General features: G+C 69.3%; 23 protein-coding genes and 1 tRNA gene. 19 read left to right on the forward strand and 5 right to left on the reverse strand.

What is annotated here, in order from left to right; all coding sequences use genetic code 11:
- Nucleotides 1–17: 17 nt before the first annotated feature.
- From H7965_RS12740 to H7965_RS12770, 7 genes are all read left to right on the forward strand, one after another.
- Complete coding sequence (locus tag H7965_RS12740; RefSeq protein ID WP_186770961.1) at nucleotides 18–956, forward strand: carbohydrate ABC transporter permease; 939 nt, start codon at nucleotides 18–20, stop codon at nucleotides 954–956.
- A complete protein-coding gene (locus H7965_RS12745) occupies nucleotides 956–1,804 on the forward strand; it encodes a carbohydrate ABC transporter permease (RefSeq protein WP_186770962.1) in 849 nt (282 codons plus the stop codon). Before H7965_RS12740 ends, H7965_RS12745 begins: the two co-directional genes overlap by 1 nt.
- A 39-nt stretch (nucleotides 1,805–1,843) precedes the next feature.
- The gene (locus H7965_RS12750; RefSeq protein ID WP_186770963.1) at nucleotides 1,844–3,145 is read left to right on the forward strand and encodes an extracellular solute-binding protein; all 1,302 of its coding nucleotides are present in this window, start codon (nucleotides 1,844–1,846) and stop codon (nucleotides 3,143–3,145) included.
- A gap of 9 nt (nucleotides 3,146–3,154) precedes the next feature.
- Nucleotides 3,155–4,258 carry an amidohydrolase family protein gene (locus H7965_RS12755; RefSeq protein WP_186770964.1) on the forward strand — a complete coding sequence of 368 codons (1,104 nt, stop codon included), beginning with the start codon at nucleotides 3,155–3,157 and terminating at the stop codon, nucleotides 4,256–4,258.
- Nucleotides 4,255–5,355 carry an amidohydrolase family protein gene (locus H7965_RS12760; RefSeq protein ID WP_186770965.1) on the forward strand — a complete coding sequence of 367 codons (1,101 nt, stop codon included), beginning with the start codon at nucleotides 4,255–4,257 and terminating at the stop codon, nucleotides 5,353–5,355. The genes H7965_RS12755 and H7965_RS12760 overlap by 4 nt, the downstream gene beginning before the upstream one ends.
- A 78-nt stretch (nucleotides 5,356–5,433) precedes the next feature.
- Nucleotides 5,434–6,186 carry an SDR family NAD(P)-dependent oxidoreductase gene (locus tag H7965_RS12765; RefSeq protein WP_186770966.1) on the forward strand — a complete coding sequence of 251 codons (753 nt, stop codon included), beginning with the start codon at nucleotides 5,434–5,436 and terminating at the stop codon, nucleotides 6,184–6,186.
- A 104-nt stretch (nucleotides 6,187–6,290) separates the two neighbouring features.
- On the forward strand, nucleotides 6,291–7,613 hold the full coding sequence (locus H7965_RS12770; RefSeq protein ID WP_186770967.1) for an LLM class flavin-dependent oxidoreductase: 1,323 nt from the start codon (nucleotides 6,291–6,293) through the stop codon (nucleotides 7,611–7,613).
- Between the two features lie 79 nt (nucleotides 7,614–7,692).
- On the opposite strand, the gene glnA is transcribed toward H7965_RS12770, so the two are convergent.
- Nucleotides 7,693–9,114, reverse strand: a complete 1,422-nt coding sequence (gene glnA / locus H7965_RS12775; RefSeq protein ID WP_186770968.1) for a type I glutamate--ammonia ligase — start codon at nucleotides 9,112–9,114, stop codon at nucleotides 7,693–7,695.
- A gap of 240 nt (nucleotides 9,115–9,354) precedes the next feature.
- On the reverse strand, nucleotides 9,355–9,693 hold the full coding sequence (locus H7965_RS12780) for a P-II family nitrogen regulator (RefSeq protein WP_186771042.1): 339 nt from the start codon (nucleotides 9,691–9,693) through the stop codon (nucleotides 9,355–9,357).
- A gap of 380 nt (nucleotides 9,694–10,073) precedes the next feature.
- On the opposite strand from H7965_RS12780, the gene H7965_RS12785 reads away from it, so the two are divergent.
- From H7965_RS12785 to H7965_RS12795, 3 genes are all read left to right on the forward strand, one after another.
- Nucleotides 10,074–11,294, forward strand: a complete 1,221-nt coding sequence (locus H7965_RS12785; protein ID WP_186770969.1) for an aminotransferase — start codon at nucleotides 10,074–10,076, stop codon at nucleotides 11,292–11,294.
- A gap of 90 nt (nucleotides 11,295–11,384) precedes the next feature.
- Nucleotides 11,385–11,460 (forward strand) — tRNA-His (locus tag H7965_RS12790).
- A 71-nt stretch (nucleotides 11,461–11,531) separates the two neighbouring features.
- A complete protein-coding gene (locus H7965_RS12795; RefSeq protein WP_186770970.1) occupies nucleotides 11,532–12,317 on the forward strand; it encodes an SDR family oxidoreductase in 786 nt (261 codons plus the stop codon).
- A 69-nt stretch (nucleotides 12,318–12,386) separates the two neighbouring features.
- On the opposite strand, the gene H7965_RS12800 is transcribed toward H7965_RS12795, so the two are convergent.
- Nucleotides 12,387–12,740: a hypothetical protein gene (locus H7965_RS12800; protein WP_186770971.1), complete on the reverse strand. Its 354-nt coding sequence runs from the start codon at nucleotides 12,738–12,740 to the stop codon at nucleotides 12,387–12,389.
- A gap of 146 nt (nucleotides 12,741–12,886) precedes the next feature.
- Here H7965_RS12800 and H7965_RS12805 point away from each other — a divergent pair, with 146 nt between their 5' ends.
- The 3 genes from H7965_RS12805 (at nucleotide 12,887) to H7965_RS12815 (ending at nucleotide 16,051) form a co-directional block, all read left to right on the forward strand.
- Entirely contained in the window at nucleotides 12,887–13,699 is an 813-nt protein-coding gene (locus tag H7965_RS12805) for an aspartate dehydrogenase (RefSeq protein ID WP_222440589.1), read from the forward strand.
- Nucleotides 13,700–13,819: 120 nt separating this feature from the next.
- A complete protein-coding gene (locus tag H7965_RS12810; RefSeq protein WP_186770972.1) occupies nucleotides 13,820–14,920 on the forward strand; it encodes an MFS transporter in 1,101 nt (366 codons plus the stop codon).
- Between the two features lie 216 nt (nucleotides 14,921–15,136).
- On the forward strand, nucleotides 15,137–16,051 hold the full coding sequence (locus H7965_RS12815; RefSeq protein WP_186770973.1) for a Bug family tripartite tricarboxylate transporter substrate binding protein: 915 nt from the start codon (nucleotides 15,137–15,139) through the stop codon (nucleotides 16,049–16,051).
- Between the two features lie 108 nt (nucleotides 16,052–16,159).
- Here H7965_RS12815 and H7965_RS12820 read toward each other — a convergent pair whose 3' ends face one another.
- Complete coding sequence (locus tag H7965_RS12820) at nucleotides 16,160–17,335, reverse strand: M20 aminoacylase family protein (protein WP_186770974.1); 1,176 nt, start codon at nucleotides 17,333–17,335, stop codon at nucleotides 16,160–16,162.
- A gap of 373 nt (nucleotides 17,336–17,708) precedes the next feature.
- Here H7965_RS12820 and H7965_RS12825 point away from each other — a divergent pair, with 373 nt between their 5' ends.
- Nucleotides 17,709–17,927, forward strand: coding sequence for a hypothetical protein (locus H7965_RS12825; RefSeq protein ID WP_186770975.1), 219 nt, complete (start codon nucleotides 17,709–17,711; stop codon nucleotides 17,925–17,927).
- A 63-nt stretch (nucleotides 17,928–17,990) separates the two neighbouring features.
- Here the strand turns inward: H7965_RS12825 and H7965_RS12830 are convergent, their stop codons facing one another.
- Nucleotides 17,991–18,134: a hypothetical protein gene (locus H7965_RS12830; RefSeq protein WP_186770976.1), complete on the reverse strand. Its 144-nt coding sequence runs from the start codon at nucleotides 18,132–18,134 to the stop codon at nucleotides 17,991–17,993.
- A gap of 294 nt (nucleotides 18,135–18,428) precedes the next feature.
- Here H7965_RS12830 and H7965_RS12835 point away from each other — a divergent pair, with 294 nt between their 5' ends.
- The 5 genes from H7965_RS12835 to H7965_RS12855 all read left to right on the forward strand — a co-directional run bounded on the left by H7965_RS12835 (nucleotide 18,429) and on the right by H7965_RS12855 (nucleotide 22,929).
- Nucleotides 18,429–18,692, forward strand: a complete 264-nt coding sequence (locus H7965_RS12835; RefSeq protein ID WP_186770977.1) for a hypothetical protein — start codon at nucleotides 18,429–18,431, stop codon at nucleotides 18,690–18,692.
- A 543-nt stretch (nucleotides 18,693–19,235) separates the two neighbouring features.
- Complete coding sequence (locus H7965_RS12840; protein ID WP_186770978.1) at nucleotides 19,236–20,753, forward strand: acyl--CoA ligase; 1,518 nt, start codon at nucleotides 19,236–19,238, stop codon at nucleotides 20,751–20,753.
- A gap of 10 nt (nucleotides 20,754–20,763) precedes the next feature.
- Nucleotides 20,764–21,741 carry a 2-dehydropantoate 2-reductase gene (locus tag H7965_RS12845; RefSeq protein WP_186770979.1) on the forward strand — a complete coding sequence of 326 codons (978 nt, stop codon included), beginning with the start codon at nucleotides 20,764–20,766 and terminating at the stop codon, nucleotides 21,739–21,741.
- Nucleotides 21,732–22,268: a hypothetical protein gene (locus H7965_RS12850; RefSeq protein ID WP_186770980.1), complete on the forward strand. Its 537-nt coding sequence runs from the start codon at nucleotides 21,732–21,734 to the stop codon at nucleotides 22,266–22,268. The genes H7965_RS12845 and H7965_RS12850 overlap by 10 nt, the downstream gene beginning before the upstream one ends.
- 85 nt (nucleotides 22,269–22,353) lie before the next feature.
- On the forward strand, nucleotides 22,354–22,929 hold the full coding sequence (locus tag H7965_RS12855) for a hypothetical protein (RefSeq protein ID WP_186770981.1): 576 nt from the start codon (nucleotides 22,354–22,356) through the stop codon (nucleotides 22,927–22,929).
- Nucleotides 22,930–22,954: the final 25 nt, after the last annotated feature.

The following is a 22,954-nucleotide window of genomic DNA, read 5'->3' on the forward strand; positions in this document are numbered from 1 at the left end:
ACGCGGAGGAAGGCCACATGGGCGAGAGCAGCAGGGCTGCCCCGCATGGTTTGACGCTTCCTGCCCCGGCTCGCACGGTGGGGCGGGGCGTGCGCATCTCGCTCGACCGATGGTTCACGCCCTTCGCCGTCCTGCCGACCTTCGCCGTCATGCTGCTCGTGTTCGGCCTACCGCTGCTGTTCTCGCTCTATCTCAGCTTCACCGGCTGGTCGCTGAGCCAGGAACTGCTGGGCGGCGAGTTCGTCGGGCTGGCGAATTATCAGGACCTGCTGGACGACCCGGTGTTCATCGGCAGCCTTGGCATCACCTTCGGCTTCACCGCCGCGGCAGTGGCGGCGCAGCTCGGACTTGGGCTGGTCATCGCGCTGCTGTTGAATGTCGACCTGCCTTACATGCGCGTCTTCCGCACCGCGCTGATCGTGCCGATGATGATCACGCCGATCGTCGGAGCGCTGTGCTGGAAGCTGCTCCTCGACCCTTCCCACGGCGTGTTCAACTACTGGATCGGCGAGCGCATCGTCTGGCTCGGCATGCCGGGCACGGCGCTGGCGGCGGTCTGGCTGGTGAATGTCTGGCACAGCACACCCTATGTCGCGCTGATCCTGCTGGCCGGGCTGCGCTCCCTGCCAAGCGAACCGCGCGAGGCAGCCGCGATCGACGGCGCCAGCCGGCTGCAGATGTTCCGGCATGTCACCCTGCCGCTGCTCCGGCCCTATCTGCTGGTGGCGCTGCTGCTGCGGACGATCTTCGAGTTCCGCGCCTTCGACAACATCTACGCCATGACCGGCGGTGGCCCGGCGAACAGCACCATGGTGCTGTCGATGTTCACCTACCTGGTCTCCTTCGTGCGCTTCGACTTCAGCCTCGGTGCCGCGGCCTCCTGGATGATGCTGCTGATGTCAATGCTGCTGTGCCTCGCCTTCATCGCGGTGATCCGCCGCCGGGACGCCAACTGATGGCCGGCGTCGTCGGCTCCCGCCGGGTGCGGCGCATCGAGGCCGCGCTGGTCTATCTGGCGCTGGCCGTGCTGGCCGCCGCTTTCCTGTTTCCGCTGCTCTGGGTGCTCGGCCTGTCCTTGAAGACGCGGCCGCAGATCTTCGCCGACGTGCCGCTGTTTCTCTGGTGGCCGACCTTCGAGCATTACGCGGATGTGCTGTCGCGGGCGGATTTCCTGAAGGCCTTCGTCAACACGCTGATCGTCTCGGCGTCGGCAGTGCTGCTCTCGCTCTGCGTCGGGGTGCCGGCGGCCTATGCCTTTGCCCGCTTCCCCTTCCGCGGCCGCTCCTTCCTGTTCTTCGCCCTGCTGGTGATGCGCATGCTGCCGCCGATCGCGGTGCTGGTGCCGATGTATGTGCTGTTCACCAAGCTGGGCCTGGCGACGACCCGGCTCAGCGTGGTGCTGGCCTATACCACCTTCAGCCTGCCGCTAGTGGTCTGGATCATGCGCGGCTTCTTCGAGGATCTGCCGAAGGAGCTGGAGGAAAGCGCCTGGATCGACGGCGCCACCCGCTACGGCGGCTTCCTTCGCGTGGTGCTGCCGCTGGCCCGGCCCGGGATGGTTGCCGCCAGCATCCTGTGCCTCCAGCTCGCCTGGAACGACTTCCTCTTCGCGGCGGTGCTGACCAACAACGCCACCCAGACCCTGCCGGTGCTGATGGCCGGCTTCTCAGGCGGCGATTCCGGCGTGGATTGGGGCGCGATGACGGCCTCCGGCATGCTGGTGATCCTGCCGGTGATCATCTTCTCCTTCATGGCGCAGCGCCACCTCGTGGCCGGACTCTCATCCGGCTCGGTCAAGGGATGAACCAAGCCCGGACAACCGGGCGAAGCTGGGAGGACGACCATGGACCGGCTGAACCGACGCCGTGTGCTGCAGGCCTCGCTGGCGGCGGGCGGACTGCTCGCCGCCCCCGCAAGGGCGCAGCCGAAGCCCGAGAAGCTGGTCTATATCGGCGAGAACCAGGGCGGCTGGAAGCGCGTGCTGATGGAGGAGGTCGCCCCGGCCTTCGAGCGTGAGACCGGCATCCGGGTGGAGTTCACCATGCTGCCGGTTGATGCCTGGCGGGCGAGGCTGAAGGCTGAACTCGGTGCGGGGTCGAGCGGCATCGACATCGCCCAATGGTCGGTCGGCATGGCCGGCTGGATGGCGCCGCATCTGGTGGACCATGAGGAAGTGGTGGCAAAGATCGCGCAGCGCGACCCCGCCTTCGCCTGGGATGACTTCCTCGCCGGCAGCAAGCGGGCGGCGACTTATGACGGCAAGCTGATCGGCATCCCCTACCGCGTCACCACCGGCATCCTGCACTACCAGAAGGCGCTGCTGGCGCAGGCCGGTTTCGCCCATGCGCCCGCAACCTTCGCCGAGTTCGAGCGGGCGGCGCTGGCGGTGAACACGCCGCCCGACCGCTACGCCGTCGGCATCATGGGCAAGCAGGGCTCCGGCACCTACACCAGCCTCGCCTCCTGGCTGTACTCCGCCGGTGGGCGGCTGGTGGATTTCAAGACCGGCGAGGTCTTCATCAACGAGCCGAAGGCGGTGGAGGCGCTGCAATTCTACGCTGACCTGGTGGTGAAGCATAAGGTCACGCCACCCGAGGTCACCACCTGGGAGTATGACGAGATCATCGCCGGCGGCCAGCGCGACCGCTACGTCATGACCCAGACCTTCGCACCCTACGGCACCCTGATCAACGACCCGGCGAACTCCCGCACCGCCGGCCGCTGGGCCTGGGACACGGTGCCGGGGCACACTGCGAAGGAGCAGAGCCGGACCTGGATCGACGGCCATTTCATGGCGGTGCCGCGCTACGCACGGAATGCGGATTGGTCGATCGAGTTCATTCGCATGGCCTGCAGCCGGCAGTGGCAGTTGCGGTCCATGGAACGCGGCAATGCGCCGCCGCGCGGTACCGTGCTGCGCGATACCGACATGGTGGCGAAGCTCGGCTGGCCGCCGGTCGCCGCCGCGGCGATCGAGACCGGCTTCCCGACGCCGGCGCATCCAGCCTGGGACACGCTGGAGGTAGCCCTGCGCAGCGGCGTCTCCGAGACCCTGCTGGGGCAGAAGACGGCGAAGCAGGCGCTGGATGCGGTGGCGGCGGATTGGCAGCGTGGCCTGCGCCGCGCCGGCATCCGGCGTGGGTGAGGGGCCGCCATGACTGCCGTGACCTTGTCCCGTGCCGCCTCCGGTCCGGTGACCCGTGGCGCCATCGATTGCGACATCCACCCGGGTATCCCCGGCATCGCCACGCTGCTGCCCTACATGAACGAGTTTTGGCGCGACTCCTTTGTGCGCCGCGGCATGGATGGCTTCGACATGGCCAGCTACCCGCCGGGCGCGCCGATCGCCTGTCGCGCGGATTGGCGGCCCGCTGCGGGCAAGCCAGGCACCGATCTGGCGCAGCTGCGCCGCCAGGCGCTGGACGGCTTCGGCACCAGCATCGCCATTTGCAACCCGCTCTATGGCGGGCAGGTGGCGGTCAGCGAGACCATGGGGGCGGCGATCTGCAGCGCCATCAACGACTGGATCGCCGCGGAATGGCTGGATGCCGACCCGCGGCTGCGCGCCTCCATCGTGGTGCCGGCCCAGGCGCCGCACCTGGCGGTGGAGGAGATCGAGCGGCTGGCCGGCGACCGCCGCTTCGTGCAGATCCTGCTGCCCGCGGCGGCCGAGCTGCTCTATGGGAAGAGCTATTACTGGCCGATCTGGACGGCGGCGGAGAAGCATGGGCTTCCGGTCGGGCTGCACGCCGGGTCGATGTACCGCTATGCGCCGACCTCGAATGGCTGGCCCTCGCACTACCTGCACGACTACGTCAGCCAGTCGCAGACCTTCGAGGACCAGTTGCTGAGCCTGCTCTCGGAGGGTGTCTTCCTGCGTTTCCCGAAGCTGCGCCTGGTGCTGCTGGAATCGGGCGTGAGCTGGCTGCCGGGCTTCCTCTGGCGCAGCGTTAAGACCTGGCGCGGCGTGCGTTCCGAAGTGCCCTGGGTGAAGCGCCCGCCGGCCGAGATCATCCGCGAACGGGTGCGGCTGACGATGCAGCCCTTCGACGTGCCGGCCGATGATCCGGTGGCCGTTGCCGACATCATCCGCCAGATCGATGCGGATGAGATGCTGCTCTTCGCCACCGACTACCCGCATTGGCAGTTCGAGGGTGACCGCGCCATCCCGCCCGGCATCCCGCGGGAGACCCTGCGGCGGATCCTGCGGGACAACCCGCTGGCGACCTATCCACGGCTGCAGGAGAGCATCGCATGAGCGAGATTCTCGAAGCGCGCCCGTCCGTGCAGGCGGCGAAGCTGCGCATCATCGACAGCGACATCCACCCCTCGCTGCGTTCGGAGGCGGACCTCAACCCCTACCTGTCGGAGCGCTGGCGGCGGCACATCGCGGAGTACGGCAAGCTCGGCCGCGGCCCCTATGCGGCGCGCAACACCTACCCGCGTTTCCAGCCCTTCTTGGCGCGGCGGGATGCCTTCCCGCCCAACGGCGGGCCACCGGGCTCCGATCTCGATTTCATGCGCCAGCAGCTGCTCGACTTCTACGACATCGAGTACGGCATCCTCGAGCCGCTGATGCCGAGCAATCTGGTGCGCAACCTGGAGCTCAGCGTGGCGCTGTGCAGCGCCATCAACGACTGGCAGGTGGAAGCCTTCACGTCCCGCGAGCGGCGGCTGCGCGCCTCCATCCAGATCCCCTTCGAGGATGCGAAGGCGGCCGTCGCCGAGATCGACCGGCGCGTCGCCAACCGCGACTTCGCCCAGATCCAGCTCACCTCGCGCAGCACCGAGCCGCTGGGCCGCCCGCGCTACTGGCCGATCTTCGAGGCGGCGGCGCATCACGGCCTGCCGATCGGCCTGCATATCGGCGGCGAGGCCGGCTATGCCCCAACCGCCGCCGGCTGGCCCTCCTTCTACATCGAGGATCACCACGGCCTCAGCCACTCCATGCAGTGCCAGGTCACCAGCATGGTGCTGGAAGGCGTCTTCGAACGCTTCCCGAGCCTCAAGATCATCATGATCGAGGGCGGCTTTGCCTGGCTGCCGCCGCTGGCCTGGCGGCTGGACCGGCATTGGGAGAAGATGCGCGGCGAGGTGCCGCAGCTGAAGCGCCCGCCATCGACCTATATGCGGCAGAACCTCTGGGTCTCGACCCAGCCAATGGAGGAGCCGGAGGACCCCGAGGATGTGCGGCGCCTGCTGGCGCGGATCGGCTGGGACCGTGTGCTCTTCGCCACCGACTATCCGCATTGGGACTTCGACGACCCGCGTCACGCCTTTCCCTGCCAGCTCAGCGAGGCCGAACGGCGGGCGATCTTTCGCGGCAATGCGGAGGCGATCTACCGCTTCGACTGAGCCTGGCTCGGCGGCGGCTGCGTGACATGGTGCGATATTCGCGCGCATCATGCCACGAATTTGCGGAGGCTGTTGGGCATGGGCGAAGGTGCGTTGCAGGGGAAGATCGCCTATGTCACTGGCGGCAGCTGCGGCATAGGCCGTGCTACCGCGCTGTGCTTCGCCGAGGCTGGCGCCGACGTGGCGATCTGCCATCTCGGCGATGCCGACCAGGCCGCCTCCCTGGTGCAAGCGGTTGCGGCGCGCGGCCGCCGCGCCTTCGCCGCAGAGGCGGATGTCGCCTCGCCCGCCGCGACCCGGGCTTTCGCCGCCGCGGCGGAGGCCGCGCTCGGCCCCTGCGACATCTTGGTGAACAATGCCGGGATCAACCTGCGCGGCCCCTTCGAAAGCATCACCGAGGAGATCTACGACCGCGTCGTCGACGTGCACCTGAAGGGCATGTTCTTCATGGCGCAGGCGGTCTATGCGGGAATGGTCGCGCGTGGCCATGGTCGGATCATCAACATCGCCTCGCAGATGGCGCTGAAGGGCGGGCCGAATGCGACGCCCTACTGTTCGGCCAAGGCCGGCATCATCGGCTTCACCCGCGGCCTGGCCTGGGAGGCGGCGCCGAAGGGCGTGCTGGTGAACGCCATCGCCCCCGGTCCGATCGACACCGACCTCAACCGTGACCGCGTGGAATGGCGGAAGATGATGGTCGAGACGCTGCCCATCGGCCGGCTCGGCAAGGTGGAGGAGATCGCCGCCACCGCGCTGATGCTGGCCGGTCCGGGCGGCGATTACTATGTCGGGGCGACGCTCTCGCCGAACGGCGGCGACATCATGTACTGAACGCCGGCGAGGCGCGTAATTCCGACATGCCGGATCCGCCCGGCACGCCGGCTTGATATGCGCCACCACCGGGGACATCTTTCCGCGAAAGCGGAGATTTCCCGATGGCAAAGCGTCAATTGCGGCTCGGTGCCTTCATGCGGCCGGTCAGCATCCACACCGGGGCCTGGCGCTACCCGGGCGCCTGGCGCGACGCCAATTTCAATTTCCCCCGGCTGCGCAGCCTGGCCCAGACCCTGGAGCGGGGGAAGTTCGACGCCTTCTTCATGGCCGACCACCTGGCGGTGCTGAACATGCCGGTGGAGGCGCTGAAGCGCAGCCACACCGTCACGTCCTTCGAGCCCTTCACCCTGCTCTCGGCGCTGGCGGTCAGCACCGAGCGGCTGGGGCTGATCGCCACCGCCTCCACCACCTTCGATGCGCCCTACCATATCGCCCGGCGCTTCGCCTCGCTGGACCATCTCAGCGGCGGCCGCGCCGGCTGGAACATCGTCACCACTTCCAACCCCGATGCGGCGCTGAATTTCGGGCTGGAGGAGCATATGGAGCATGGCGAGCGCTACCATCGCGCCCGCGAATTCTACGACGTGGTCACCGGCCTCTGGGACAGCTTCGCCGATGACGCCTTCATCCGCGACGCCGAGAGCGGGGTCTTCTTCGACCCGGCGAAGATGCATGTGCTCGGCCACAAGGGCGAGCACCTCTCGGTGCGCGGGCCGCTCAACATCGCCCGCCCGGTGCAGGGCTGGCCGGTGATCGTGCAGGCCGGCGCCTCCGATGCCGGGCGGCAGCTCGCGGCGGAGACGGCGGAGGTGATCTTCGGCGCGCAGGGCACGCTGGCCAGCGCGCAGGAGTTCTATGCCGATGTGAAGGGGCGGATGGAGAAGCTCGGCCGCGACCGCGACCATATGAAGATCCTGCCCGGCGCCTTCGTCGTGGTCGGCGACACGCTGGAGGAGGCGAAGCGCAAGCGCGCCTTGCTCGACAGCCTGGTGCATGACGAAAGCGCCATCGCCTCGCTCTCCATCGCCCTCGGCACCGACGCCTCGCGCTTCGACCCGGACGGCCCCTTGCCGGAGATTCCCGATACCAACGCCAGCAAGAGCGGGCGGGAACGGGTGATCGCCCTGGCGCAGAGGGAGGCGCTGACGGTGCGCCAGCTTGCCCAGCGGCTCGGCGGCTATGGCGGGCTGGCGATGGTCGGCACCCCGGCCACCATCGCCGACACCATGCAGGAGTGGCTGGAGGAGGGCGGCTCCGACGGCTTCAACGTGATGTTCCCCTACCTGCCCGGCGGCCTCGAGGATTTCGTCGAGAAGGTGGTGCCGGAACTGCAACGGCGGGGGATCTTCCGCCGCGAGTATGAAGGGCGGACCTTGCGCGAGAATCTCGGCCTGCCGCGGCCGACGAACCGCTTCTTCGCCTGAACGCGAGCGGGCCGCGCCCCGAGGGACGCGGCCCGCCGCTGTGCTGGCGCGGCGCAGGGCGCCGCGCCGATACCCGTGCTCAGACCGAGTAGTACATCTCGAACTCGACCGGGTGCGGGGTGTGCTCGAACCTGTACACCTCGCCCCACTTCAGTTCGATGTAGCTCTCGATCTGATCCTTCGAGAAGACATCGCCGGCCAGCAGGAACTCATGGTCGGCCTCGAGCGCGCCGATGGCCTCGCGGAGCGAGCCGCAGACCGTCGGGATGCCGTTCAGCTCCTCCGGCGGCAGGTCATACAGATCCTTGTCCATCGGGTCGCCCGGATGGATGCGGTTCTTGATGCCGTCGAGGCCGGCCATGAGCATCGCCGCGAAGGCGAGGTAGGGGTTCGCGCCCGGATCCGGGAAGCGCACCTCGACGCGCTTCGCCTTCGGGCTGGTCGCGTAGGGGATGCGGCAGGAGGCGGAGCGATTGCGGGCCGAATAGGCCAGCAGCACCGGCGCCTCGAAGCCCGGGATCAGCCGCTTGTAGCTGTTGGTCAGCGGGTTGGTGAAGGCGTTCAGCGCCTTGGCGTGCTTGATGATGCCGCCGATGTAGTAGAGCGCCGTCTCGGACAGGTCGGCATAGCCATTACCGGCGAAGACCGGCTTGCCATCCTTCCAGATCGACTGGTGCACGTGCATGCCGCTGCCGTTGTCGCCGTAGATCGGCTTCGGCATGAAGGTCGCTGTCTTGCCGTAGCTGTGCGCCACGTTGTGCACGCAGTACTTGTAGAGCTGCATGTGGTCGGCCTGCATCACCAGCGGGCCGAATTTGGTGCCCAGCTCGTGCTGCGACTGCGCCACCTCATGGTGGTGCTTCTCGCCGACCACGCCCATCTCGATCATGGTCGAGAGCATTTCGGCGCGCAGATCCTGCTCGCTGTCCACCGGCGGGACCGGGAAGTAGCCACCCTTGACGACAGGGCGGTGACCCATGTTGCCTTCCGGGTAGTCCTTCATGTTGGCGCCCGGGCCCTCGATGCTCTCGAGGCTGTAGTGGCCGAAATTACCGCCGGTGCCGAACTTGACGCTGTCGAACACGAAGAACTCGGCTTCCGGCCCGAAGAAGGCGGTGTCGCCGATGCCGGTGCTCTTCAGATAGGCCTCGGCGCGCTTCGCGGTGGAGCGCGGGTCGCGGCTGTAGAGCTGGCCGGTCGAGGGCTCGATGATGTCGCAGAAGACGATCATCTGCGGCTTCGCCGAGAACGGATCCATGCAGGCGGTCGACGCATCCGGCATCAGGATCATGTCGGATTCGTTGATCGCCTTCCAGCCGGCGATCGAGGAGCCATCGAACATGATGCCTTCGTCGAAGGTCTCCGCCTCGACCGTCGAGACGTGCTGCGCCGTGTGCTGCCACTTGCCGCGCGGGTCGGTGAAGCGGAAGTCGACGTATTCGACGCTGTGCTCCTTGATCATCTCCATCGCCTTGGAGACGGCGGCTGCCTTATCTGCCATGTCGGTTGTCCTGCATCCCTAAGTCTGGTCTTGGACTCCCTCGCGGGAGTCCGCTTCGCCCCCAATACGGCGCAGGCCATCCGGCCCCCGCCGCAAGCCCGGTGCCGCGCCGCCCGCCAAGGGGGCAACGCCGCAGGGACCATGCGCCGCGGGCCGTGGGCTTGTCCCGGCCGCGGCGAAACCTCAGGCCCGCCTGCGGCGAGCGTCCCGTACCCTAGACGTGGTCAGGCCGCGGCCTGATCAGACCGCGTCCTCGCCCCGTTCGCCGGTGCGGATGCGGATCACCTCCTGGATGTCGGAGATGAAGATCTTGCCGTCGCCGATTCGGCCGGTGCGCGCCGCCTGGCTGATCGCCTCCACCGCGCGCTCGACCAGATCGTCCGAGCAGACCACCTCGATCTTCACCTTGGGCAGGAAATCGACGACGTACTCGGCGCCCCGGTAGAGTTCCGTATGGCCCTTCTGGCGCCCGAAGCCCTTGGCCTCGACCACGGTAAGGCCCTGCAGGCCTATCTCGTGCAGGGCGTCCTTCACCTCGTCGAGCTTGAAGGGCTTGATGATGGCCTCGATCTTTTTCATCGGCTCCGCTTTGCGTTCCGGCGTGGTTGGTCCAGCCAGCAGTAAGTTCCAGCTGGACGCGTGCATTCCTGGATTGCCGCTTCCAGGCCGGCGCACACGATCTGCGGCGCCGGCCTGCGGGCTTTTTGCACGCCCCGTGCCACCGGTTCAATCGGCCCGTAAGCTTGATTCATGCGGAATAGTGGGATGGTCTTGCCAATATCAGTAGCATGTCGCCTAAACCATGGGCAAATCATGTCTGGCGCCCGGGTTGCGGCCCGCGACGTCAAATCCCATTATGCCGCGAAGCAACCTGCGGCCCGGACGGCGCGGCGCGCCGGTCTCGAAACGGCCGCGCGGTGCGCCCGGCGGCCGCGACGGCATCGGGAAGGGCAGGGCGCATGCAGCCCCCACTCAGGGACCAGAATTCGCTGCTGTCGGCGACCGGCACCACCATCTTCACGGTGATGAGCGCGCTGGCGCTGGAGCACGGCGCGATCAACCTCGGCCAGGGCTTCCCCGACTACGAGGGGCCGGAGGATGTCATCGACGCCGCCGCTGCGGCGCTGAAGGATGGCCGGAACCAATACCCGCCGCTGACCGGCGTGCCGGAACTGCGCCAGGCGGTCGCCGCCCACAACGCCCGGTTCTACGGCCTGGAGATCGATCCGAATGCCGAGGTGGTGGTCACCTCCGGCGCCACCGAGGCGATCACCGCCTGCCTGATGGCGGTGCTCAACCCCGGCGACGAATGCGTGCTGATCGAGCCGCTGTACGATACCTATCTGCCGGTGGTGAAGCTGCTCGGCGCCGTCCCGAAGCTGGTCCGCCTCAGCCCGCCGAAATGGGAGCTGCCGCGCGCCGAGCTGGCCGCCGCCTTCGGTCCGAAGACCAAGGCCATCCTGTTCAACACGCCGATGAACCCGACCGGCAAGGTGTTCACCGCGGCCGAGCTGGCCTTCATCGCCGACCTCATCGCCAAGCACGGCTGCTACGCCGTCTGCGACGAGGTGTATGAGCACCTGACCTTCGATGGCTGGAAGCACATTCCGCTGATGACCCTGCCGGGGATGCGGGAACGCTGCATGCGCATCGGCAGCGCCGGCAAGACCTTCAGCCTGACCGGCTGGAAGGTCGGCTACATCACCTGCGACCGCTCCCTGTTCGGCAATGTCGCCAAGGCGCATCAGAACCTCACCTTCACCACCGCGCCAAACCTGCAGCGCGGCGTGGCGGTGGGGCTGGCCAAGCCGGATGATTATTTCGCCAGCCTCTCGGCCAGCCTGGAAGCGAAGCGGGACCGGCTGGCCAAGGGCCTGGCCGAGCTCGGCTTCGGCGTGCTGCCGACCCAGGGCAGCTATTTCATTACCACCGATTTCCGGCCGGTCGTCGCCCCCTGGGGCTTCAACGGCGACGATGTCGCCTTCTGCCGGACGCTGACCGAGGAGGCCAAAGTCACCGCCATCCCGGTCACCGCTTTCTATGCGTCCGAGGACGCGCCCAGCCATTACGCCCGCTTCGCCTTCTGCAAAGGGGATGCGGTGCTGGACGAGGCGCTGGCGCGGATGCGGCGCTGGGTCGACTCCCGTGGCGGCCGGCAGTTGACGGCACAGGCCGGCTAGCCCTATCTCCTGCCCCCGTCGCGGGTCATCCCGCGGCGGTCCGGTGGTCCGGCCCCGCGCTGCGGGGGAGGCACCGCCGGCGGCAATGTGGCGGCCTTAGCTCAGTTGGCAGAGCGTCGGCTTGTGGTGCCGAATGTCACGGGTTCGAGCCCCGTAGGTCGCCCCATTCCCCCTCCTTCCGCAATTCGCCGCGACCCGGCAGGATGCGCCCCGAAGACTCCACGGGGGGATGCATCCATGCAGATCACACTCAACGGCCGCGGCGCGCTGATCACCGGCGGCTCCAAGGGCCTTGGCCTTGCCATGGCCAAGACCTTCGCCGCCGCCGGCGGGAATGTCGCCATCGTCGCCCGCGGCGCCGAATCGCTGGCGGCGGCCGAAGCGGAGGTCCGCGCCGCCGGGTCGGGCGTGAAGGTCGCCGCCATCAGCGCCGACATCGGCACCGCCGAGGGTTGCGCCTCGGCCTTCGCCACGGCGGAGAAGGCGCTCGGCCAAGTCGATATCCTGATCAACAACGCCGGCACCAGCCAGCGCGGGCCCTTCCTCGAGGTCTCCGACGCGCTCTGGCAGAACGATCTCGACCTCAAGCTCTTCGCCGCCATCCGGCTTGGGCGGCTGGCCTGGCCGGGCATGCAGGCGCGGCGCTGGGGGCGGATCATCAATGTGCTCAACATCGGCGCCAAGGCGCCGCCGGGCGAGGGCGCGCCCACCGCGGTGACCCGCGCTGCCGGCATGGCGCTGACCAAGGTGCAGGCGAATGAGGGCGCGAAGCACAACATCCTCGTGAATGCCCTGCTGGTCGGGCTGATCGACAGCGACCAGCACCGCCGCCGCTACGCCACCAGCAAGAGCAACGAGAGCTATGAGGAATGGCTGGGGAAACTCGGCGCCTCGCTGCCGATGGGCCGTTACGGCAAGCCGGAGGAATTCGCCGCGACGGCGCTGTTCCTGTGCAGCGAGGGCGGCGGCTACATCGCCGGCACCGCCATCAACGTGGACGGCGGACGCAGCCCGGTGGTCTGAGACTGAGGCCAGGGTCTGGGGGGACGCTTATCCCCCCAGAAAGGGTCCGGGGCTTGGCCCCGGACTTCATCAGCGATGACGCGGATTGGCACCCGAGGTGTTCGACCCGGTCGCTCGGTCGTAGGCCCGCTCCGCCGCGGTCCCCGGCGGATTGCCCGACCGGCCGTCGGACTGGCTCGGGTAGGCGCCCGAGGTGTTGGTCCCCGCCGCCCGGTCCAGCGCCCGCTCCGCCGCCGTGCCCGAGGGGTTGCTAGCGGTGCCGTCTGCCGGGGTGCGGGGGCTGTCGGTCGCCCGGTCATAGGCGCGCTGCATGGCGGTGCTCGGCGGGTTGCCGCGGGTGCCGTCGGGCGGGCCGCCGCAGGCGGCGAGGCCGGTCAGCAGGGTGGCGGCGGCGAGCCCGCGCAGCAGGGGGCTGGACAGCATGCAGAAACTCCTTCGTTCATTGCGGACCCGCGTTGCGGCCGGTCGTTCCGCATAAAGCGCCGCGGGCACGAAGGTTCCGCAGCTCTCGCCCCAAGCATGCGGTTCTGCTAACCGCCAGAAGCACAGCAGCGGACAGCGGGGGCGACATGGCCGGCACAATGACGGTGGCGATCGGCGGGCTCGGCGCCATCGGCGCGCATCTGGCGCGGGCACTGGACGCCGGGGTGGAGGGGCTGCGCCTCACCGCCATCGCGGCGCGTGACCAGGAGAAGGCACGCCGCCTCATCGCCGGCTTCCGCAGCACGCCGTTGCTGGTCGATCTGCGGGGTCTGGCCGAGCACGCCGATATCGTGGTGGAGGCAGCACCTGCCGCGGTATTTGAGCAGATGGCCGAGGCCGCCATCGGCCGCGGCCGGATCTTCATCCCCAGCAGCGTCGGCGCGCTGCTGCCGCGGATGCATCTGGTGGCGCGGGCGCGCGAGACCGGCGCGCGCATTGTGGTGCCGACCGGCGCGCTGCTCGGCCTCGACGCGGTGCGCGCCGCCGCCGAGGGCAAGGTCGAGAGCGTCACCATCGAGACGCGCAAGCCGCCGCGCGGGCTGGAAGGCGCGCCCTATCTGGTCGAGAACAACATCGACCTGCTCGGCATCACCACGCCACGGCTGGTGTTCAAGGGCAATGCCTTCGACGCCGCGCGCGGCTTCCCGGCCAATGTGAACGTCGCCGCCGCGCTGGCGCTGGCGGGCATCGGTCCGGAGCGGACCATGGTGGAGATCTGGGGCGACCCCGGGGTGAGCCGCAACACCCACACCATCCGGGTCGAGGCGGCCGCGGCGCGGCTGACCATGACCATCGAGAACGTGCCGAGCGAGGAGAACCCGCGCACCGGCAAGATCACCCCGCTGTCGATCCTCGCCTGCCTGCGCGGGCTGACCAGCACGCTGAAGGTCGGCAGCTAGAACGGTTTCCGTTCGCCCTGGCTCGCGGAAACCGCTCCGGCCTTTTGTTCGGGCGAGCATAGTACTTCGACCAGGGGGTCTCGCCTGATCGGAGTTTGCTCTAGCGTCGCAGGGTAGCGGGTGCCGCTGCTTCTCCTCGCCTATGTCGCCTTTGTCGGCCTTGGCCTGCCGGACCCGTTGCCGGGCACGCTCTGGCCGGTGCTGCGCGTCGATTACGGGCTGCCGGCGGCGTGGCTTGGGATGCTGTTGCTGGCGGCTTCGCTCGGCACCATGGCGGCGAGCATCCTGGCCGGGTGGCTCATCCAACGCCTCGGCCTCGGCGGCGTGCTGGCGGCGAGCGTCGCCGCGACGGCGACCGCCGCCCTTGGCTTCGCCCTGGCGCCGCCCTGGCCGGTGTTGGTGGCGCTGGCGCTGCTCGGCGGGCTCGGCGGCGGAGCGGTGGATGCTGCGCTGAACGCCTTCGCCGCCGGCCGCTTCGCCCCGCGACACCTGAACTGGATGCATGCCTGCTGGGGCCTCGGCGCCACCCTGGGGCCGGCGGCGGCGACGGCGCTGCTGGCGGCCGGGGCGTCCTGGCGCGCTGCTTGGCTGGTGGTGGGACTTGTGCTGGCGGCGCTGGCGCTCGCCTTCCTGCTGACCCGCGCCCGCTGGGGCGCATCATCCGGCCAGGTCTCGGCGCGGCTGCCTGCGCTCGCAGTGCTGCGGCTGCCGGTGGCGCGGCTCCAGATCCTCGCCTTCTTCCTCTACTGCGGCGTCGAGATCGGCACCGGGCAATGGGTGACGACGGTGATGGTGGAGCACCGCGGCGCCGATCCCGCCAGCGCCGGCGCCATCACCACCCTGTACTGGGCGGCGCTGGCGCTCGGCCGGGTCGGCATGGGCTTCATCGTCGACCGGCTCGGCGCCGACCGGCTGCTGCGCTGGGTGGCGCCAGCGGTGGTGTTGGGCTCGGCCGGCTTCGCGGCGGGGGAGGCCTGGGTCTCGCTCGGCCTGCTGGCGGTGGGGCTGTCGCCGCTCTACCCGACCTTGATGGCGCGGACTCCAGCCCGGCTGGGCGCCGCCGCGGCGACGCATGCGGTGGGCTTCCAGGTAGCGGCGGCAACGCTCGGCGCCGGGCTGCTGCCGGCGCTGCTTGGTCTGGCGCCGCTGGCCTGGGTACCGGGGCTGCTGCTGGTGATCGCGGTCGGGCTGGCGCTGCTGCTGCGGCGCATCGTCGGCTGATACTAGCCGCCGTTGATCGCGACCAATCGACGGTTTCCCTTGGTCGCGGGCGGTTTACTCCACGAACCTTAGCTACGCGCGACGCGGCGCGGCACCCGTTCGGGCGCTCGGCATGAATGGACAATTATGCCGCTGGTATTGAGCGTTTTACCGCCACCCCTGGCCAGGGAGAGCGCCACCCGGCATGCTCCGGCGCAATGAACCGAGGGAACCAGGATGTACCCGACCCGCCGCCTGCTGCTCGCCGCGGGCCTCGGCCTGCCCTCGCTGGCCCGCGCCCAGGCCTTTCCCGAGCGGCCACTGCGGCTGATCGTGCCCTTCGCCGCCGGCACCTCCTCCGACATCCAGGGGCGGTTGGCGGCGGCGCGGATGGCGGAGAAGCTCGGCCAGCCGGTCATCGTCGAGAACCGCGCCGGCGGCGGCGGCACCGTCGGCGCCGATGCGGTGGCCAAGGCCCGGCCCGATGGCCACACCCTGCTGCTCGGCAGCAACGGGCCGCTGACGGTGAATCCGGTGCTGCAGTCCCGGCTGCCCTATGACGTCGAGACCGACCTGGCGCCGGTCGCGCTGCTCAGCCGCAGCCCGCTGACCCTGACGGTGAAGGCCGATAGCCCGCATCGCAGCCTGTCGGAGTTCATCGCCGCGGCCAAGGCGCGGCCTGGGGAGATCACCATCGGCTCCTCCGGCCAGGGCAGCGCGACGCATTTCCTCATTGAGCAGTTCATGGCGCAGGCAGGGATCCGGCTGATCCACGTGCCCTACCGCGGCAGCAGCCAGTCGGTGCCGGATCTCATCGCCGGCAATGTCCAGGTGGTCATGGGCGAGATCTCCACCGTGGTGCCGACCTGGCGCGGCGGGCTGACCCGCATCCTGGCGACCACCGGCCCGACCCGTTCGCCGCTGGCGCCGGACATCCCGACCTTGATCGAACAGGAGCTGCCGGGGCTGTCCGGTGGTTCCTGGGCGGCGCTGATGACGACTGGCGGGACGCCGGCGGCGGCGATCACCGCGCTGAACGCCGCGGCACTGGCCGCGCTCGCCGACCCCTCCTACCAGGCGCGGCAGACCGAGGTGGGGCGCAGCTTTCCGAGCCGGCGGTACGCACGCCGGAGGGCCTCGCCACCTGGCTGAGGGAGGAACGGGCCCGGACCCGCGAGACCGCCACCCGCGCCGGAATCCGGGCCGAATAGTGCCGGTCGGCGCGGGGCGGCATTGCGCCGCTGCCCGCGCCATAGGCCGCTATCCCCGCCGCGGCAGCAGCTGCTCCGCCAGGGTCGCCCAGTAGCTCGCCCCGACCGGCAGCACCGCATCATTGAAGTCATACTTCGGGTGGTGGACCTGCGGATCCTGGGGGCCGCGCCCGGCGCCGAGCATGATGTAGCTGCCGGGCCGGGCGTTCAGCATGAAGGCGAAGTCCTCGCCGCCCATGGTCGGCTTCGGCATCTCCGTCACCTTCGCCGCACCGGCCACTGCCTCAGCCGCGGCCAGCGTCAGCCTGGTGCTCTCCGGCTCATTCACCGTCGCCGGGTAGCCACGGTCGAACACCGCCTTCGCCGTGGCGCCGAAGGCGGCGGGGATGCCGGTGGCGAGCGCCAGGAACTTCTCCTCCAACAAGTCGCCGACCTCCGGCTTGAACCACCGCGCGGTGCCGCGCAGCGTGACGCTCTGCGGAATGACATTCCAGGTGTCGCCGCCCTGGATGTGGCCGATGGTGATGACGCCGGCCTCCACCGGCTCCACATTGCGCGCCACCACGGATTGCAGCGCGGTGACCAACTGGGCGGCGATCACCACCGGGTCGTTGCCCTGGTGCGGCATGGCGCCATGCGCGCCCTTGCCCTCGATGACCACCTCGATCTGCGCCGTTGCCGCCATCACCGGACCTTCGCGCCACCAGAAGCTGCCCTCTGGCGCGCCGGGCCAGTTATGCATCCCGAACACCCTTTCGACCGGGAAGCGGTCGAACAGGCCTTCCTGCACCATGAGGTTGCCGCCGCCGCCTGCTTCCTCGGCCGGCTGGAAGATCAGGTAGACGGTGCCGTCGAAATTACGCGTCTCGGCCAGGTACTTTGCCGCGCCGAGCAGCATGGCGGTGTGCCCGTCATGGCCGCAGGCGTGCATCTTGCCGGGCGTCCGCGAGGCATAGGGCAGGCCGGTCTGCTCCAGGATCGGCAGCGCATCCATGTCGGCACGCAGGCCGATGGAAGGTCCGGCGCCCTGGCCGCGAATCACCCCGACGACCCCGGTCCTGGCGATGCCGGTCACCACCTCGTCGACGCCGAACGCGCGCAGCTTCGCGGCAACGATGCCGCTGGTGCGCACCTCCTCGAAGGCGGTCTCGGGATGGGCATGGAAATCCTGTCGCCAGGCGGTCATCTCGGCGTGGAAATCGGCAATGCGGTTCAGGATCGGCATGGCGGCGGTCCGGATAGGGTGGTGTTCCTATTCCTCCCCCCAGGGCAGATGGGTGGCAAGCATCTTGGAGGATTGCCGAGGCCGCCTCGGGACATTGCCGGCAACAATTTAGGGAACGCTGCCCCGCCCCGGGCCATCGAGGACGGGCAACGGTCGAGCCACGCCCTCCACGAAGGGTGATGAATGGGGCCCCGGACGCACGCGTTCGTTTCGAGACAAGCTGGACCGCACTGCCACACTGCAACCGCTGTGGCGTGGAACGCGGATGCCAGCACGATCATGTGGCGACTGCTGAGCCTTTCGCGTTCCCGTCCAGGCCAGTACCTGCCCCCCGGCACATGCCTCGGGGGCGCTCAGGACGAGCAGGAGCCGGATGTCGCAACACGTCATCGTCGTGGTCAATCCCCAGCCGGAGCAGCCGCGCTACTTCCTCGGCTACAGGGATCAGGGCAATGCCAGCGAGTGCCTGTGGACGCCCGAGCCCTGGATGGCGCTCTGGACCGAGGCCGAGGAGGCAAAGATCGAAGCGCTGCTGCTCGCCGAGCTTTGCCCGAACTATACCGTGATCGCCTGGCCGCTGAGCCTCGTATGACACGCCGCGCCGGCTGCCATGGCGTAGGGGGCACCCGCGTCAGGTCAGAGCGAAGCTGCCGCGTCAGGCATCCTGCCGCTGGCGCGGCTGGTGCGAAACCCGCTGAGCCTCAAGGCTGGCGAGGGCGCGTTGGCCTTCCCGCCAAGCATCCTCGGCGTGGCTGAACACCCTCTCCGAACACTCGACGATGGTGTCGGAACCATCCATGCGCACCTTCCACCCCCAGAGCTTGGGTGAACGTGACTGGAGTTCGACCTTGACGTGCCCAAGGAACACGTTCCCGACCTTAGGTACCATTTTGCCACCCAACATATAACCCTGGCGTTATTAACGCGATTGAGTCTCGTGCAGGAGGCGTAGTCCGATAAAATAAGTGTTAGCCAGAGGTTCCTCAACATTTGCAGCACTGCCGCGGCATCATACGCATTTCTGTCGCAATCCCGTCCGTTGCATTGCTACGCTGTAACTCGGGGGATCTGGCTCCGAGGGAGGACAGCAACGATGCATCCAATCATGTTGCATATCCGGGAACATCTCTGGCTCTGGGTCGCGGGCTTCTCCCTGCTGGGCCTGTGTCTGCTGCTGCTCCGCCTGGCCACTCCGGGTGCCTTCGCCTTCATGATCGTCGGCGTGGTGATCATGCTGAAGAGTCAGGGCACCGATCTGCTGGCCATCATCACCGAGGATCCGCTCATGCAGGACGAGGAGCCGGCGGACTCCAGCACCGAGGCGCTGACGGAGCGCGCCAGGGAGCCGGTTCGGTAAGACAGCGTCCAGCCGTGCCACAGGCGGCCGGAGCCGCACCGCCCTTCATCAAGGGCAAGAAGCCGCTCATTCGGATGTGGGAGTCCAAAGTTGGATGGCCTCAGGCGCCGCGCACCGAACGATCAGGCGCAAAGGCGCTCACGACGGAGGTGGCATTCGCGGCGCGCGGTCGAGACGGGTCCGGCCGAGGCTGGTGGCGTGCCGCCAGCTTCGGTCACTGAAGGCCGCGCTGCTCGCCCTGCCACCCGGCTGCAGGATGCGGTGCTATGCCACGCTGCCGGCGGCGGCCAGCCTCGCGGCGGATCGCTCCGGACCGCCGCTGGCCACCGGCCAATGGGATAACCTCCCGGCGCCGTCGGCCGGGCTCCGCTGCCTCAGCCGGCTTGCCGCGGCGGCGCCGCTGATGCAGAGGTGTCGGCGTCGAGAGCGGATCGCGGAGGGGCGTGACCTCCCCGGAGCGTCAATCCGCTCTGCAAACACTGGCCTGCAGCGGATTGCGTTCCGCCATGGACGCAATCCGCTGCAGGCCCCCAAGGAACTGCCATGACCGCCAGCCGCACCGTGCTCGACCTGATCATTGCCGGCAATGCCGCCCGCCCCGCCATGCGCGCGCCGGAGCGACCGCCGCTTACCTACGCCGGGCTGCGGGCCCTGGCCGAGCGCACCGTCGCGGCTTTGAACGGCATCGGCATCGGCCGGGGCGACCGCGTCGCGATCGTGCTGCCGAACGGGCCGGAAATGGCCGCGAGCTTCGTCGCCATCGCCGCCGGCGCCACCACCGCGCCGCTCAACCCCGCCTACAAGGACGAGGAATTCGAGTTCTACCTGACCGACCTGAAGGCGAAGGCGCTGGTCGTGCTGCAGGGCGCGGAAACCCCGGCGCGGGCCGTGGCGCAGCGGCTTGGCGTGCCGGTGGTGGAGCTGGTGCCGGGCGCGGCGGCGGGCGAGTTCACCCTCAGCGGCGGCAGCCCTGGCAAAGCGGCGAAGCCGGGCCTCGCGGAGGCGGAGGATGTCGCGCTGGTGCTGCACACCTCCGGCACCACGGCGCGGCCGAAGATCGTGCCGCTGACCCATGCCAACGTCACCGCCTCGGCCGATAACATCGCGCGCACCTTGCGGCTCACGGCCGAGGATGCCTGCCTCAATGTCATGCCGCTGTTCCACATCCACGGGCTGATCGCGGCGACCCTGTCCTCGCTGGCCGGCGGCGGCGCCGTCATCTGCACACCGGGCTTCAACGCGCTGCGCTTCTTCGGCCTGCTCGATACTGAGCGGCCGAGCTGGTACACCGCGGTGCCGACCATGCACCAGGCGATCCTGCAGCGCGCCGAGCGCAACCGGGAGATCATCGCCCGGGCGCCGCTGCGGTTCATCCGCTCCTCCTCCGCCTCGCTGCCGGCGCAGGCGATGAAGGATCTGGTCGCCGCCTTCGGCGCGCCGGTGATCGAGGCCTACGGCATGACCGAGGCGAGCCACCAGATGTGCAGCAACCCGCTGCCGCCGCAGGCGCAGAAGCCGGGCCTCGTCGGCCTGCCGGCCGGGCCGGAGGTCGCCATCATGGATGATGACGGCACCATCCTGCCGCAGGGCAGCATCGGCGAGATCGTCATCCGCGGCCCGAACGTCACCAAGGGCTACGAGGCCAACCCGGAGGCGAATGCCAAGGCCTTCACCAATGGCTGGTTCCGCACCGGCGACCAGGGAATGTTCGACAAGGACGGCTACCTGATGCTGACCGGAAGGCTGAAGGAGCTGATCAAGCGCGGCGGCGAGCAGGTCAGCCCGCTGGAGGTGGACGGCGTGCTCTCCGAGCATCCGGCGGTGGCGCAGGCACTGACCTTCAGCATTCCACATCCGATGCTGGGCGAGGAGGTCGGCGCCGCCGTGGTGCTGCGCGAAGGGATGTCCTGCACAGAGCGCGAGCTGCGCGACCATGCGGCGCAGCATCTGGCCGATTTCAAGGTGCCGCGGAAGGTGGTGTTCCTGCCGGAGATCCCGAAGGGCGCGACCGGCAAGCTGATGCGGATCGGCCTTGCCGAGAAGCTCGGCATCACGGCCTGAGGGCAGTCGCATGAAACTCTGCATCTTCGGCGCCGGCGCCATCGGTGGCCTCATGGCGGCGAAGCTCGCCGCCAAAGGCGATGCCGAGGTCACCGTCATCGCCCGCGGCCCGCACCTCGCCGCCATGCAGGCAAAGGGGCTGAAGCTGATCAGCGAGGGCGCGGAGACTGTCGTTCATCCGCGCTGCGTCGCCTCGGCCGAGGAGGCCGGGCCGCAGGACTATGTGGTGATCACGCTGAAGGCGCCGGCGCTGCCCGGCATCGCGCCGCAACTGGCACCGCTGCTGCATGAGCAGACCACCATCGTCTCCGCCGTCAACGGCATCCCTTGGTGGTACTTCTACAAGCTTCCGGGTCCCCATGAGGACCACCGGGTCGAGAGCGTCGATCCGGGCGGGAAGCTGTGGGACCAGCTCCACCCCTCCCGCGTCCTCGGCTGCATCATCTACCCGGCGGCCGAGGTGACCGAGCCCGGCGTCATCACCCATACCTATGGCGACCGCTTCACCCTGGGCGAGCCCGATGGCAGCCGCAGCGAGCGGGCCAATGCGCTCTCCGCCGCGCTGGTCGCCGCTGGCTTCAAGGCCCCGGTCCGCCCGCGCATCCGCGACGAGATGTGGGTGAAGCTCTGGGGCAACCTTGCTTTCAACCCGCTGAGCGCGCTGACCGGCGCGACGCTCGACGTCATCACCGGGGAGCCGGAGCTGCGCGCCGTCTGCCGGGAGATGATGCTGGAGGCGCAGGCGATCGCCGAGGCGCTCGGCGTCAAATTCGCCATCGACGTCGATAAGCGCATCGCCGGCGGCGCCGAGGTCGGCGCGCACAAGACCTCCATGCTGCAGGATCTGGAACGTGGCCGGCCGATGGAGATCGACGCGCTGCTCGGCGTCATCGTCGAGCTGGCCGATCTGGTCGGGCGCCCGGCGCCGACCTGCCGCACCGTGCTGGCGCTGCTGCGCACCCGTGGGCGGCTGGCTGGGTGCTACTGACGCGGCGGCTGCTGGCCCGGCTGGCTGCGCTTCTGCCGCTCACCGGCTGCGACGATGGCTGGCAGCCGGAGCCGCCGGTGCGCCTGCCGCCCGGCCTGCCCGAAGGCGCCACCGAGCCGCGCCGCTGGGCGCTGGCCGGGGCGGCTGGCCATTTCCTCGACCGCCCCGCCACCCTGCGCGGCCAGCCGGCCGAGGCGGCCTGGGCCGCGGCGTTGGTCGAATACCTGGCCACCGCCTTCCAGGATGGCCGGGAGGTCGATGGCCGCCACCTGACCCGGCTGCTGCGGGAAGGCCGCACCACCCTCCGCGCTGCCCTGCGCATCCCGCCGGAGGCCCCGCCCCAGGCCGTGGCGGAGGCGCTGTTCGCCGCAGCCGCCGCTGGCCGCCGGGACGATGCCGCCGCCGCGCTGGCGCCGTTCGGCGCGACCTTGGCCGGATTCGACCCGGAGAGCGCTGCGTTGGCACCGCTGCGCCGGGCCTTGCGGGCGGCGCGGGATGCGCTGGAGGCGCAGATCTTCCCGCGCTGACAAGGCGAATGACTCGTTCCTCATGCAGCAAACAATTGTGCAGTCAGCAATGAATGCCCATTCTGCCTCTGCAAGGAGGACCGTTATGCGCCGTATTGCCACGCTGGTTGCGCTGCTGCCTCTCGCCGGCTGCGCCGTCGCTCCGGCATCCCATGCCGTGTTGCCGAACGACGCCGTGGTCGGCGCCGGGGACCCGACCCGCGCGGCCATCATCGGCAGCGCCTATGCCTTCGCCTCGCCCGGCACCATGGCCGGCCGGCCGGATGCGGCGGCCCGCGCTGCGGCGCAGGTGGAGTTTCTCGCCACCGAGATCCCCGCCGGCCCACGCTGGACCGGCTACGACCGGCTGGTCGGGCAGGAATTGGTGGCGGCGCGCGACGAATTGCGCCTGGCCCTGGGGGTCGCCCCGGACGCGCCGCCGCAGGTGGTGGTCGATGCGCTCTACAACGCCTCCCGCGCGCTGCGCAGCGGCGACCAGGCGGCTGCGGCACTGGCCCTGCCGGGCCCAGTGTTCCGTGACGGCCCGGCCACCCTGGCGCGGCTCGGCGACCTGCCGCCGCTGCCCCGGACCCGCCTCGCCACCGCCCTGACCAATCAGGAATTCCTGCGCGTCGAGCAGGACGGCCGCATCAATGGCGGCGGCGACGGCGGCAAGGACTAGACCGGATCGCAGTCCGGATGGGACC

It is taken from the genome of Siccirubricoccus deserti (genome assembly GCF_014283215.1).
GTDB lineage: Bacteria > Pseudomonadota > Alphaproteobacteria > Acetobacterales > Acetobacteraceae > Siccirubricoccus > Siccirubricoccus deserti.